A 13,047-nucleotide genomic window follows, 5' to 3' on the forward strand; every position below is an offset into this window, starting at 1 on the left:
TCACGCATGGCCGTCACCAAGAGCAAGTCCGCGCCGCGACTGCACCCCATCGAGGCCTCGCACCTGCACGCGCGTCGGGAGCGGGTGTTTCTCGTCCTCGCCGGACTGTTTCTGGGCACGCTGGCGATGCTCAACATCCTCGGCGTGACGCGGTTCATCGCCCTGGCCAGCTACACCCCACCCGCGGATGGCGGCGACGCCGGGGCGGGAGCCGGATGGTCGTGGGGAACGTTCGGCACGTACTCCTTCGCGGTGGCGGTCGGCGTGCTGCCCTATCCGATCACGTTCCTCTGCACCGACTTCATCAGCGAGTTCTACGGCCGGGCGCGGGCCAACGCGGTGGTATGGGTTGGTTTTCTGCTCAACATCTGGGTGGTGTTCATCCTGTGGCTGGGGGGCGTGCTGCCGGGAAGCGAGTCGCCCGCCTTCTTTGAAGTGCGGCGGCTGGCCTTCGGCGCGGTCACCGCCTCGATGATGGCCTACCTGGCCGCCCAGTTCTGCGACGTGTACGTCTTCCACTTCTGGAAGCGGCTGACCAATGGCAGGCACCTGTGGCTGCGCAACAACGGCTCCACGATGGTGAGTCAGATGGTGGACACGGTGGCGGTGATCACCATCACCTACTGGGCGGGGGGCCTGGACGGCATCATCGCCGCGGATCGAGCGGCGACGCCTCAACTGCTGCTGCTCATGGCGACGGGGTACGCCTTCAAATTCGTCTGCGCCTTGCTGGACACCATTCCGTTCTACGTGGGCGTGCGCTGGCTGAGCGGGTATCTGCAGATCGACCCCACGCAGGAGCACCGTGCGGACGCGGAGGAACTGCTGCTGGATGAAATGTAGGAGCAGTGAGTTGTCGGTGATCGGTTCGGGTTTGGAGCCGTCGTCGGCCCCCGGCGTTTGGTGCCCCGGCCCGTCACACATTCTGTTCTCCCGCTCTCCTGTTCTCCCGTTCTCCTCTGGACACTCCCATGCCCGAGACCATCTTCTCCAAGATCATCCGCGGCGAGATTCCGTGCCACAAGGTGTACGAGGATGAACACGTAGTCGCCTTTCTCGACATCGGCCCGCTTTCGACCGGCCACACGCTGCTGATTCCCAGGGAGGCCAAGGCCCACCTGCACGAGTTGTCGGATGAGAGCGCCGCGGCTCTGGGTCGCGCGCTTCCCCGGCTGTGCCGCGCAGTGATGCGGGCCACGGGATGCACCGCCTACAACGTGCTGCAGAACAACGGCCGGGCGGCGCACCAGGTCGTGGATCATGTACATTTCCATGTCATTCCAAGATTCGAGGGCGCCGGGCTGGGGCTCATCTGGAACGCCGGCAAACTGGATGCGGGAACAGGCCGCGACCTGGCGGCCCGCATGGCGAACGCCATGATGGAGACGGGTCGATGATGCGGCGCGTCCGGACTCATGTGCGTCGGGGGCTGGCATGGGCCGCATGCCTCGTGGTGGGCGCGGGCGTCGCCATCGCCGCGCCGGCGCAGCAGACACCACCATCGCCCCCCCCGTCGGACCCCCCCGCCTCGCCCCCCACCGCCCAACCGGTGGACCTGTCGCAGATCGAGCCGCTCATCGCCCCGCTGGTCGAGAAGGAGGCCGCTGGAGCGCTCGACGAGGTGGAAAAGGCGCGGCTGGCGCTGCTCAAGCAGGCCCAGTCGCATCTGCAGACCCTGGCGACGCTGCAGGCGGAGTCGCAGCAACTGCTCGAACTGGCCCGCACCGCGCCGGACCGGGCCGCGGCGATTCAGACGGAGATCGCCGCCCCCATCGAGTCCGCGGTGCCGGCGGTCGATCCGGCGCTGACCGCGGAGGACATCACCGCGCGGCTGGAGACGGCCCGTCACGCGCTCGACGCCGCTCGCACGCAGCGGACCGCCGTCGAGGGCGACCTGGCCCGGCGCACGCAGCGCCTGGGCGCGCTGGCCACCGAGAGCGCCGAGGCCATCAACCGGCTGGCGGAACTGCGTTCGCGCCTCGGCGCCGGGGGCGACCCCAACGATCCTCCGCCGGTGGCGGAAGCCCGCCGGCTGGCGCTGCTCGCCGAGATCCGTCTGGTCGAGGGGCTGATCGCCAAGCTGGACGCCGAGGGTCGAAGCTACGAGGCGCGCAAGACCGTCATGCCCCTGCGCGTGCAGCAGGCGGACCGCAACGTGGTCATCGCGGAGCGCACGATCCGGGCCCTGGAGGAGGCGCTCAACCGCAAGCGCGCCGAGGCGGCGGAGGCGGCCCGACGCCAGGCCGAAGCGGAGCAGCGGGCCGCCGCCTTTCAGCACCCGCTGGTGCAGCACATCGTCGCCCGCAACACCGAACTCGCCACGCGCGTGGCGGAACTGACCACCACGATCACCGAGGCCACCGCCGAGCGCCAACAGCTCGAACGACTCCTCCAGACGTGGCGCGAGTCGTACCGGAAATCGCGGGAGCAGGCCGAGGTCGCCGGGCTGTCTGACACCATCGGTCTTCACCTGCGCAACCAGCGGTCGCGTCTGCCCGATGCGCGGGCCCATCAGCGCGCCACGGTGATCCGGCAGAAGTCGCTGCGCGAACTGCAGCTTGAGTCGAACCAGTACCACGACGCCCTCAACGACCTGGTGGAGCTGGACGCGGCGCTCGACGCCCGCATCGCCCAGGCCGATCCCCCCGTCGCGCCGGAACGCCTGGACCTGGTCCGCGTCGCGGCCCGCGAGGCGATGGTGCGCCAGCAGGAAACCCTCGCGCGACTGGTCGGCACGCTCGACGATTACGTTGACACGACCCTGCCCGAGCTTCAGCGCCTCGAGCGCGAGTTGATCGCGCTGGTCATCGAGTACCGCGCCTTCATCGACGAGCGCATCCTCTGGATTCAGAGCCGCGAAGTGGTGCAGATGAAGGATCTGCGGCTGTCGTGGGAGGCCATGAAGTGGTTCGCCCGCCCGGACGCCTGGCGCGAGACCGCGCAACTGCTGTGGACCGACGCCCGCCAGTATCCGCTGGTCTACCTGTCCACCATTCTGCTGCTGGCGGCCCTATTCGTGTCTCGGACTCGGCTGGCCCGACAGTTCGACGTGCTCGCGGAAAAGGTCCGCAAGCCGACGACCGACCGCTTCACCTGGACCTTCGCCGCCGCCGTGCTGACCCCCGTGCTGGCGGCGATCGGCCCGCTGGCCTTGGCGATCGTCGCGTGGCGACTCACCTCGGGCACGGTGCAGTCCGGCTTCGGGGCGGCGCTGGCGTCGGGCCTGCGGGGCGTCGCCATCCTGCTGTTCGGCACCGAGGTGCTTCGCATTCTCTGCCGCCCCGACGGCGTGGGCGACGCCCACCTGGGGTGGCGCGCCGATTCGCTGCGGCTGGTGCGCCACCACCTGCGCTGGCTGGTGCTGATCGCCATGCCGGCGGCGTTCGTCATCGGCGTGGCCGACGCCGCCGAGGAGCGCGCCCGCGAACCGCTGGAGGCGCTCTCCCGCCTGGCGTTCGCCCTGGCGCTGCTGGGCGGCGCGGTCTTCGCGCATCGTGTGTTCCACCCGGACCGGGGCGTGCTGCGCGACGTCATCGCCCGCTACCGGGGCGGGTGGATCGACCGGCTCCAGACCCTGTGGTTCTGGGGGCTGGTGCTGGCGCCCGCCGCCCTGGCCGCGGCGTCGCTGGTGGGCTGGCACTACACCGCGCTGCAGCTCGAGAGCCGGCTTCTCTCCTCCGCCATTCTGGTGCTCACGATCGTCACCGCCCACGCCATGTTCATGCGCTGGCTCACGCTCACGCAGCGGCGCATCGCCATCGAGCAGTGGCGCAGGAAGCGGGCCGCCATGGCCGAGCAGGCGGCGGCGCCATCCGCGGAAACCGGCGAAATCGCCTCCGCCGCCCCACAGGAGGAAGGCATCGACGTGGCGGCGGTCAGCGAGCAGTCCAAGCGGCTGCTGGGCGTGGCGGCGGTCTTCGCCCTGGTCATCGGACTGGCGTGGGTCTGGGCCGAGGTCATGCCCGCCTTCCGCATCCTCGACACGATCGTGATCTGGCACGATTCGCGCACCGTCACCGACGCCGACGGCATCTCATCCATCATCGCGGCGGACATCACGCTCACGCACCTGGCCATCGCGCTGATCATCTTCATCGTCACCTACGCGGTAAGCCGCAACATCCCCGGCCTGCTGGAGATCACCATCCTCCAGCGACTGCCGCTCACGCCCAGCGCGCGCTACGCGGTCACCACCCTGGTGCGCTACGTCATCGTCATCGTGGGCGTGGTGCTGGGGTTCAACGCCGTGGGCATCGGCTGGTCCAAGGTGCAGTGGCTGGCGGCGGCCATCACCTTCGGACTGGGCTTCGGACTTCAGGAGATCTTCGCCAACTTCGTCTCGGGCATCATCATCCTGTTCGAGCGCCCCATCCGCGTGGGCGACGTGGTCACCGTGGGCGACGTGTCGGGCGTGGTGTCCAAGATCCGCATGCGGGCCACCACCATCACCGACTGGGACCGCAAGGAGCTCATCATCCCCAACAAGGAGTTCGTCACGGGCCGGGTGATGAACTGGACGCTCTCCGACTCGACGCTGCGCGTGCGCATCACCGTCGGCATCGCCTACGGCTCGGACACCGAGAAGGCCAAGCAGGTGCTGCTGGACATGGCGGCGAGGAACCCGCTGGTGCTGCGCGACCCCCCGCCGCGGGCGCTCTTCATCGGCTTCGGCGCCAGTTCACTGGATTTCGAACTGCGCTGCTTCGTGGCCAGCGTGGACCACAACATGCAGGTGCGCGATGAACTGAACATGGCCATCGACCGCGCCTTCCGCGAGCAGGGCGTCGAAATCGCCTTCCCGCAGCAGGACATTCACATCCGGTCGGTGGATGCGCCGATTCCGCTGCAGCGCGTCGGGCGCGATCAGTCCGATCAGGAGCCGCCGTCGGTCGAACCACCCCGCGAAGCGTGACGCGGCGATCAGTACCCGCAGTGCGGCGCGCGACGCGGCAGGTGGACCGGCGGCCCGCCATGATGGCGGCCATGGCGCGTGGAATGCACGTGCCGCACGTGATGCACGACCACGGGGTCGCAATGGTCGTCGTAGTACGCCGGGCCGTACGAGGCGTATGACACGCGCGAGTACACGTGAGAGCCGCGATGGCAGCCGGCGAGGATGACGAGCAGCACGCCGAGCGAAGCGAGGATGAGGGTCTGGCGCATGGCGGACTCCCGTGCAGTGTGTTCACGGGAAGGACACACTGGCCTCCTGATGCATTCCCACTGACGCCCACACACCCGAGCCGCCCCGCGACCGCACGTGCGCCTTCTGACTCGCCTGAACAACACCCAACAATCAGGCCCTGTCCGGACGTGACCAGCCGATCGGATTCACTATGGCAATCCATGCAAACACGAGCACAAACACCGCGTTGCGCATGAGCGTCCCGCCGGCCCCGTCGCGCCTACCAGAACCGCCACCAGCGCGCCAGAAGTGCCACCAGCGCGCGTCGGCTTGCCCTCGGGCGAGGGGAGCACCACCGCCACGCGGGTTTCGCGGGGCGACTTCGCGCACGATCCTGACGCCGCGCTCGTTGCCCCGCAGCATCATGCCAAGATCGCGCCGGGGGTTGATGACGCGGCCTTCCTGCGGATCAAAAACGGTCAGGCCACCCTGGATGCACGCCCGCTGCAGCACCGCGGCGAGCCGGTCGAAGATGCGCTGGGCCTCCCGACCGGAGTCGTGGTACGGGATATTGATCGCGAGAAAACCGGTTTCGCGATTGGCCGCACCGAACGCATCGACCACCGCCTCGATCTCGGCGAACCAGCGATCCATCGCGGGATCCTCGTCAAGATCGAGCGGTGTCAGCGTCTCCTCCGCCTCGATGAGTTCCTCGATCACCTGCTCCGGATCGCGGCCGGGCGGCGTTCTGTAGACATACAGGTCGTAACTCATTTCAGGCGTCCCCGCTTGGTGATTCGGTCAATCGCTCTCGCGTGCATCCTACCGCGCGCGGCCTCGACCCGGGGCGTTGCCCCGGGCTCTGATTGGGTCTGCCCTTCGGGCTTGCCAGCGGCGGAGTCGCGGGGCCGCCCCCTCTCCCGGCGGGAGGGGGTGGGGAGAGTGCGATCGTGGGGAGCCGGGTGGAATGACGCCTTGAGAATCCCACCGTTGCGGCGAGGTAGCGGCGGGTGGGACGCGGTGGGGTTCTCGGAGTCATTCCACCGCACGATCCCGTTGGAGTCTGAAGCGTGTGTTGATCTCACAGGAGTCGCTTGGTATTCTGTGGATATGCCGCTTGGGATTGACATTATCGCGTGTCCGAACGAACCCGATACCGCCGGGAACTGCGCCACGTACCGCCATCCGCGCCGGTATCGACTCGATGACATCAATCCGTGCTCACCAGAGGTCGGGGTGTTTGTGCAGCGGGTCACGGTCTGTGCGACATGCACGACATGCCCGGGCGATCTGCCGGATGACGATTGTTTCGTGTACTACGAGGAAGTACCGGTGGCTCCGCAATCAACCCCGTGGGCGCCGATCACATCAGAATGCGATTTCTTCCACTGGGCGTCGCCGGGATGTGGCGATGGCACGAAAGGCGAGTTGCTTGTCACGGCAGACGTTCGGTACTTCTGTATGACAGACTTTTCGGATGGCGTGAACCCGTTCAACGGCGCACGGTCGGGCGTGATTCCCGTCAGTTCACTTCCCTGTCATTGCATCACCAGTTGGGATACGGGTGGTTTTCGATACCGACTCTACTCACAGCCGCCGGATTGGTGGGACAACCACCGAGCAAAGACGAGCCGCACCGCAATTGTCAAGTGGGATTGCTGCGAAGGGACTTCGCCGACTGATGTGGAGTACATCCCCTGATTGAGCGACGACGTGAAGTGAGATTCTGTACGGAGGTTGATCATGGTTCACACATCACCCTGGCGAAGTGCGCCCTTGTCGATCGTGTTGGTGGCGCTGTCGCTGACCCTGACGGGCGGCAGACTTCAGGAGAATCAGACGAACGCGCGCGACATGCCTCTGAAGTGGACCGAGTACTCCGACATCGCCACGCTTATCGAACGGCTTCCCGCGTGGGGCGATCGTGATTTCACCGCCGAGGAATGGCAGCGGTATCTCGTGCTCGCCGATGCCCTGCAAGCTCTCGACGACGAGTCCATGGAGCGGATTTTGCTGATCTATCTCGATCGCGCATGGCAGACGCACAAGAGAAGGTGCCAGACTGAGGCCTATACGCAGCCAATGATCCTCATGCGGTTGATGTTCAGCACTTCCGCGGAGTTGTTCGATGGACAGGGCCAGGACGGTGTGCGCGGCTCACTTCAGGGACGGGGGGTCAGCATCATGGGCTCGGGTATGTGGTACAAACCGTTTGATGCCGGTGTGGATCGCATGAAGGTCGCGGTGACCTACCCAGTCGTGTTGGATGAGCATGGACCCCGGCTGATCGGCGCAGTTCAGTCGGGGTTCCCAGGGAGCACGCCCTCCCGCCCGGAATACCAGATGCATCTGGAGCATCGTGCTTTCCGCGAGTTGTACCAGCATCGTGATCTCGCACCGTTTGTCAAGGATCGGCGGACATGGCGACAACTTGTCGCGATCGGTGCGGATGAGCCGGTGAACGGAGCGGGCCAGCACTAGGCCCGCGCTCGATCATTTCCGCGTCTTACATCGTGCTGCTCAAGTCGCTCACCGCGCCACCGCCTCCGCCCGCACCTCGCGCAGCACCGTCACCTTGATCTCGCCGGGGAAGGTCATCTGCTCCTCCACCGCCTTGGCGATGTTGCGTGAAATCGTGAAGGCGTCCTCATCGGTGGCGCGCTTGGCATCCACGATCACGCGCACCTCGCGCCCGGCCTGGATGGCGTGGGCCTCGGTCACGTGCGGCTGCTCGCGGGCGATGCCCTCCAGCTGCTCCAGACGCTTGATGTACATCTCCATGCTCTCGCGGCGGGCCCCCGGACGGGCGCCGGAGATGGCGTCGGCCGCCATGACGATGGGCGTGTAGGGCGTGGTGGACTCGATGTCGCCGTGGTGCCCGCCGATGGCGTTGAGCACGGCTTCGGACTTCTCGCCGTACTTGCGGGCGAACTCCATGCCGATGGCGGGGTGGCCGCCCTCCATCTCGTGGTCCATGGCCTTGCCGATGTCGTGCAGGAAGCCGCAGCGGCGGGCGATGCGCCCGTTGAGGCCCAGTTGATCGGCGATCATCTGGCTGATGAAGGCGACCTCGATGGAGTGGCGCAGCACGTTCTGGCCGTAACTGGTGCGGAAGTGCAGCTTGCCCATGGCCTCGACGATCTTGGGGTGCAGCCCGCGCACGTCGGCCTCGATGATGGCCTCGTTGCCGATCTTGTTGATGCGCTCGGTCATCTCGGCGCGGACCTTCTCGACCATCTCCTCGATGCGGGAGGGATGCACGCGCCCGTCGGCGACGAGTTTCTGAAGGGTTTCGGCGGCGATGGCCCGGCGGATCGGGTCGAAGCAGGAAACGGCGATGACGCCCGGCGTGTCGTCGACGAGAATGTCCACGCCGGTGGCCTTCTCCAGGGCGCGGATGTTGCGGCCCTCGCGCCCGATGATGCGGCCCTTCATCTCGTCCGTCGGCACCTTCACGGATCGCACGGTGGAGTCGGCCACGTGCTCCGCGGCGAAGCGCTGGATGGCCATGAGCGTGATCTCGCGGCTGCGGTCGCGGGCGTCGGCTTCGGCCTTTTCGAGAATCTCCTGCGTGAGCCGGTTGGCCTCGTGCTCGGCGTCGCGTCGGACTTCCTCCATGTACAGGTCGTGGGCCTGCTTTTCGGTAAGACCGGAGACCTGCTGCAGCCGGGCCTTGAGCGAGGTCCGCAGGTCGGCGACCTCGGCGCGGGTGCGCTCCAGCTCCGTCTCGTGCTCGCGCAGGGCGGTTTCGCGGTCGTCCAGGCGCTTCTCGCGCTCCGCCACGAGGGAGAGCTTGCTGTCGAGCGTGTCGAGCCGCTTGGCCAGCTTGGATTGCTCGTCCCTGATCTCGGCTCGGTCCCTGGCCAGGGCGGCTTCAAGTTCGCTTCGACGCTGCTGGGCTTTCTTCTCGGCCTCGAGTTCGATGCGCTGACGGGCGGCTTCGCCATCGGCCTCGGCGCGGCGGATGATCTCGCCCGATTCGCGCCGGGCGGCGGCCAGGGTGCGGCCCGTGATGAGGATCAGGCCCAGGACGCCCAACACCAGGCCGACGACCACGCCGAGGGCGGCCATGGGCCAGGGGTCGAGGAAGGCGAGAAGGATGGGTGACAGGTCCACGGCAGCAACTCCCGCAAGGGCCGGCCCGTGGCGATGCGAGGCGCTGCGGCGACGCCACAGCGGATCGGATCACCCGATCGCCTGCGCCACCCCGCCGACGTTGATGCCGAACTGATCAGATGCTGCCTGCCGACACTCCAAATCAACGGAGCTTCACCACCCCCCGCCACTCGCGCAGCCCCCGGAGCCAGCCCCGTCGTTTCCCCTTTCCGCCCCCCGACCCCACCCCCGGCTGATGGTCTGGCGCTTCGAACTCAACCTTGCTGTCGCCTGCAACACGAAAACCCGATCATTCGCATCAATCTATGTTCGCGGGTGAAAGGCGGTGTTCGCCTTGCCCACGAACCGGCTGGGCGCCGCGCACGCGCGGGCTGGCCGTGAGAACCGGCTGACGAGCGGCCGCGCCGCCCGGCAGGCCGGGGAATCGTTCACCCCCCATTTCAGACCTCGCAGGGGGTTCAGTCAAGATGGCGACGGGGGAATGTTGGGGTGATGTGACAGCGGACGGGCGGGGATGGGGGGGACGGCGCTCCAAGCGGTCTTCGTGCGCCACGGCTCTGTGAGCCGTGGCGGCGTTCGGGGACTCAACCCCGGCCGGGATTCGGATGTGTTCCTGCCGGCGTCTGGTGGCTCATCCCTCGCCCCTCGAACCCTCACCCCGGCCCTCTCCTCCAGAGGGAGAGGGGGACGGGCTGAGGATCGTTGCACGTCGCCCGTGATCGCCGATAGGATGCCCCGCTCATGCCTGCCTTCCTGAACTGGCTTCTGCGGCTGCTGCCCACCAATCCCATCTGCATGCGCCTGGTGCAGGGCGGCTCGCAGCGGATGCGGCACTTCTACATCCGCGTGGGGTACCTCACGGTGCTGATGGCCGCGCTCTTCCTGCTGATTCTGGGCGGCAGCTCCGACACCACCTTCACCGCGCTGGCGACCAAGGGGGCGCAGGCGTTCTACATCGTCTCCTACATGCAACTGGGGCTGATCTGCCTGCTGACGCCGGTGTTCATGGCGGGAGCGATCGCGCAGGAGGCCAACCCCCGCACGTGGGACATCCTGCTGACCACGCCGCTGAACAACCTGCAGATCGTGCTGGGCAACCTGTTCGGACGGCTGTTCTTCATTCTGGCGCTGCTGTTCTCGACGCTGCCGCTCTTCGTGGCGGTGCAGTTCTTCGGGGGCGTGCCGGGCGAGTCGATCTTCCTGAGCTACATGATCGCCGCGGCGGCCGCACTGTTCGTGGCGGCGGTGGCGGTGACGCTGAGCGTCACGCGCACGGCGGGGCGACGGGCGGTGTTCGTGTTCTACATCACCGTGGTGATGTACCTGTTCGTGACCTACGCCATCGACTACCAGTTGCGCCAGCCGCAGGCCACCGGCTCGGCGACGATGCTGACGACGTGGATCACGCCGCTCAACCCCTTCCTGGTGATCGAGGTGCTGCTGCGCTCGAACACGTACGCGCCGCACAACTTCACGGGCGTGGAGGCGTCGTGGCTGGCGAAGTTCTGGCTGGGCACGCCGATCGCGGCCTTTGCGTGGCTGTCAATCGGGTCGAGCGTGCTGCTGGTGGCGTTCTCGACGATCCGGCTGCGGGTGATCGGTGCGAAACTGGGCGCGGTGCCGTGGTACCGCCGGATGTTCGGTCTGGGGGCGCGGGACTCCACCGAGCGCCCGCCCCGGCACGTGGGCGCCAACCCCATCGTGTGGCGCGAGGCGGTGGCCCGCGGCGCCACGCTGACGGCGGTGCTGTCGCGCTGGGGCTTCGCCGGGCTGGGACTGACGGTGGCGCTCATCGCCATCGCCCTGCTGCACACGGGGTCGCTTTCGCCCGACCAGTTCCGCAGCGCGCTGGTGGTGATCGTGGCGGCCGAGATCGTCATCATCACGCTGACCGCGCTCAACATGAGCGCGACCGCCGTGAGCAAGGAGCGCGAGGACGGCTCGCTGGACATTCTGCTCACGACGCCCATCCAGCCGGGGCCGTACCTGTACGGCAAACTGCGCGGGCTGGTGCAGTTTCTGATTCCCATGCTGTGCGTGCCCGTGGGCACGCTGCTGCTGGCGGGCCTGTACGTGCTCTTCGGCGGGCTGGGCAACGGAGGTGCGGTGAGCGTGCCCACCAACTGGGGTACGGCGAACGCCACGCTGCCCGTGATGCTGCCGGAGGGGGCCATCGCCATGCCGCTGGCGCTGGTGCCGTTCATCGCCTTCTGCGTGATGGTGGGTCTGCAGTGGTCGATCCGCAGCAAGGGGACGATCGGCTCGGTCATCGCGGCGGTGGGCATCGTCATCGCCATCGGCGGTGTGGTGGGGCTGTGCGGCATGTTCGCGGGCAACACGCTGGGACCGCTGGGGCCGATCCTGTCGGCGTTCAACCCCATCAATCTGGTGATCGGCATCGTCACGCCGCACCTGGGCTTCTCCGATGCGCTGGGCAGCGGGCGAAGCAGCGACATTCTCTCGGCGCGCATCACGCTGGTGGTGGGCGCGGCGCTGGCGGCGGGCGTGTACGTGCTGGTGGTCTACGCCATGCACACCAATATGAAGCGGACGTTCCACATGACGGTGCGGCGGCTGGCGGGGCAGAAGTAGATCCCGTGCATCCACAGGCGGCGAACCGACTCGAATCGGAGCATTGCTGCGATGACGCATCGACCTGTCGTGACCGCCATCCTGATGCTGGTGACAAGCGTGGCGCCGGGGCGCGAATGGCGACCGCCGCCGTATCTCGATCCGCCCGATGCGATGAAGCCGCCCGCCGCCGACTCGCCGCGCACGGTCGATGTCCGCATCGACCCGCGCGTGGAGTTGATGAGCATCATCTTCCGGCTGGCGGGCAACCCGGAGTACAACCAGGGCCGGTTCACCATGTACCTGAAGGCCATCGACGAGCGGTTCGGCCCGCACAGGGAGCATCCGCTCTTTCCGTACGTCCGCAACCTGCGGGCGACGCGCGGCGTGTCATACGACGCGGTGATGAGCATGGCGGCTCACCTCAAAGACCCGGAGCAGCTGGAGGAACTGATCCCCTTCGACGCGCCCGGCATCGCACTGGATGCGCGGTGGAAGCCGGATGAGGCGCGGGAGTTCCTGCGGCTGGCGCGCGACTTTGCCGCAACGAGCGACTTCAAGGGCTTCATGGCCGAGCATTCGGGCATGCACGCGATGATCGAGGCCCGCATGAAGGCGATGCTCGCCGAGCACGCCGACTTCGCGTGGTTTGACGCCTTCTTCGGCGGCCGGCCCACGGCCACGTTCACGCTCATCCCCGCGCCGGTGAACGGCGGACAGAACTACGGCCCTCGCGTGGTGTATGAGAACGGCCAGGAGGAGTTCTTCGCCATGATCGGCGTCTGGCAGTTCGATGCCGACGGCCTGCCCGTCTTCGATGCCCGCGTGCTGCCCACGGTGATTCACGAGTTCGCCCACTCGTTCGTCAACGACTGCGTGGCGAAGCACGCCGAGGCGCTCAAGCCCGCAGGAACCGTGATCTTTCCGAAGGTTGAGCAGGGCATGCGGCGACAGGCCTACGGCAACTGGCGGACGATGATCAACGAGTCGCTGGTTCGGGCTTCGGTCATCCGCTACATCCTGGCCCACGACGGCAGGCCGGCGGCGGACCGGGCCATCGCCGGGGAGATGCAGCGGAGTTTCCTGTGGATGCCGGGACTGGTGGAACTGCTGGGAGAGTACGAGGCGGACCGCGCCGCGTATCCGACGCTGGACTCATTCATGCCGCGGGTGGCGACGTTCTTCGACGGCGTCGCCCAGCGACTCGGTCAGCCGACGGATGATCGCTGACGGTG

The 13,047-nt window shown here is 67.3% G+C and carries 9 protein-coding genes; 6 read left to right on the top strand and 3 right to left on the bottom strand.

The features are described from left to right. Positions 1-6 precede the first annotated feature (6 nt). The 3 genes from HRU76_01965 to HRU76_01975 all read left to right on the top strand — a co-directional run bounded on the left by HRU76_01965 (position 7) and on the right by HRU76_01975 (position 4,912). Positions 7-843, top strand: coding sequence for a queuosine precursor transporter (locus HRU76_01965; protein ID QOJ16429.1), 837 nt, complete (start codon positions 7-9; stop codon positions 841-843). 128 nt (positions 844-971) lie between these two features. After that, positions 972-1,397, top strand: a complete 426-nt coding sequence (locus HRU76_01970; GenBank protein QOJ16430.1) for an HIT family protein — start codon at positions 972-974, stop codon at positions 1,395-1,397. Then, positions 1,394-4,912, top strand: coding sequence for a mechanosensitive ion channel (locus HRU76_01975; GenBank protein QOJ16431.1), 3,519 nt, complete (start codon positions 1,394-1,396; stop codon positions 4,910-4,912). Before HRU76_01970 ends, HRU76_01975 begins: the two co-directional genes overlap by 4 nt. 8 nt (positions 4,913-4,920) lie before the next feature. On the opposite strand, the gene HRU76_01980 is transcribed toward HRU76_01975, so the two are convergent. Both HRU76_01980 and HRU76_01985 read right to left on the bottom strand, forming a co-directional pair. Continuing rightward, entirely contained in the window at positions 4,921-5,163 is a 243-nt protein-coding gene (locus tag HRU76_01980) for a hypothetical protein (GenBank protein ID QOJ16432.1), read from the bottom strand. Between the two features lie 133 nt (positions 5,164-5,296). After that, complete coding sequence (locus HRU76_01985; GenBank protein QOJ16433.1) at positions 5,297-5,899, bottom strand: hypothetical protein; 603 nt, start codon at positions 5,897-5,899, stop codon at positions 5,297-5,299. 1,002 nt (positions 5,900-6,901) lie between these two features. Here HRU76_01985 and HRU76_01990 point away from each other — a divergent pair. Next, positions 6,902-7,606, top strand: a complete 705-nt coding sequence (locus HRU76_01990; GenBank protein ID QOJ16434.1) for a hypothetical protein — start codon at positions 6,902-6,904, stop codon at positions 7,604-7,606. A gap of 48 nt (positions 7,607-7,654) precedes the next feature. Here HRU76_01990 and rny read toward each other — a convergent pair whose 3' ends face one another. After that, positions 7,655-9,241, bottom strand: a complete 1,587-nt coding sequence (rny, locus tag HRU76_01995) for a ribonuclease Y (protein QOJ16435.1) — start codon at positions 9,239-9,241, stop codon at positions 7,655-7,657. A 741-nt stretch (positions 9,242-9,982) separates the two neighbouring features. Here rny and HRU76_02000 point away from each other — a divergent pair. Together HRU76_02000 and HRU76_02005 are read left to right on the top strand one after the other, a co-directional pair. After that, positions 9,983-11,833, top strand: a complete 1,851-nt coding sequence (locus tag HRU76_02000; GenBank protein QOJ16436.1) for an ABC transporter permease subunit — start codon at positions 9,983-9,985, stop codon at positions 11,831-11,833. Positions 11,834-11,884: 51 nt separating this feature from the next. Next, a complete protein-coding gene (locus tag HRU76_02005; GenBank protein QOJ16437.1) occupies positions 11,885-13,042 on the top strand; it encodes a DUF4932 domain-containing protein in 1,158 nt (385 codons plus the stop codon). Positions 13,043-13,047 lie beyond the last annotated feature (5 nt).

The sequence above is a fragment of the Phycisphaeraceae bacterium genome (assembly GCA_015709595.1).
In the GTDB taxonomy this organism is placed as follows: domain Bacteria; phylum Planctomycetota; class Phycisphaerae; order Phycisphaerales; family SM1A02; genus CAADGA01.

Bases quoted from the DNA above. Each gene is read 5' to 3' on its own strand.
- HRU76_01965 (QOJ16429.1), top strand. From the start codon at position 7: ATGGCCGTCACCAAGAGCAAGTCCGCGCCGCGACTGCACCCCATCGAG.
- HRU76_01970 (QOJ16430.1), top strand. From the start codon at position 972: ATGCCCGAGACCATCTTCTCCAAGATCATCCGCGGCGAGATTCCGTGC.
- HRU76_01975 (QOJ16431.1), top strand. From the start codon at position 1,394: ATGATGCGGCGCGTCCGGACTCATGTGCGTCGGGGGCTGGCATGGGCC.
- HRU76_01980 (QOJ16432.1), bottom strand. From the start codon at position 5,163: ATGCGCCAGACCCTCATCCTCGCTTCGCTCGGCGTGCTGCTCGTCATC.
- HRU76_01985 (QOJ16433.1), bottom strand. From the start codon at position 5,899: ATGAGTTACGACCTGTATGTCTACAGAACGCCGCCCGGCCGCGATCCG.
- HRU76_02000 (QOJ16436.1), top strand. From the start codon at position 9,983: ATGCCTGCCTTCCTGAACTGGCTTCTGCGGCTGCTGCCCACCAATCCC.
- HRU76_02005 (QOJ16437.1), top strand. From the start codon at position 11,885: ATGACGCATCGACCTGTCGTGACCGCCATCCTGATGCTGGTGACAAGC.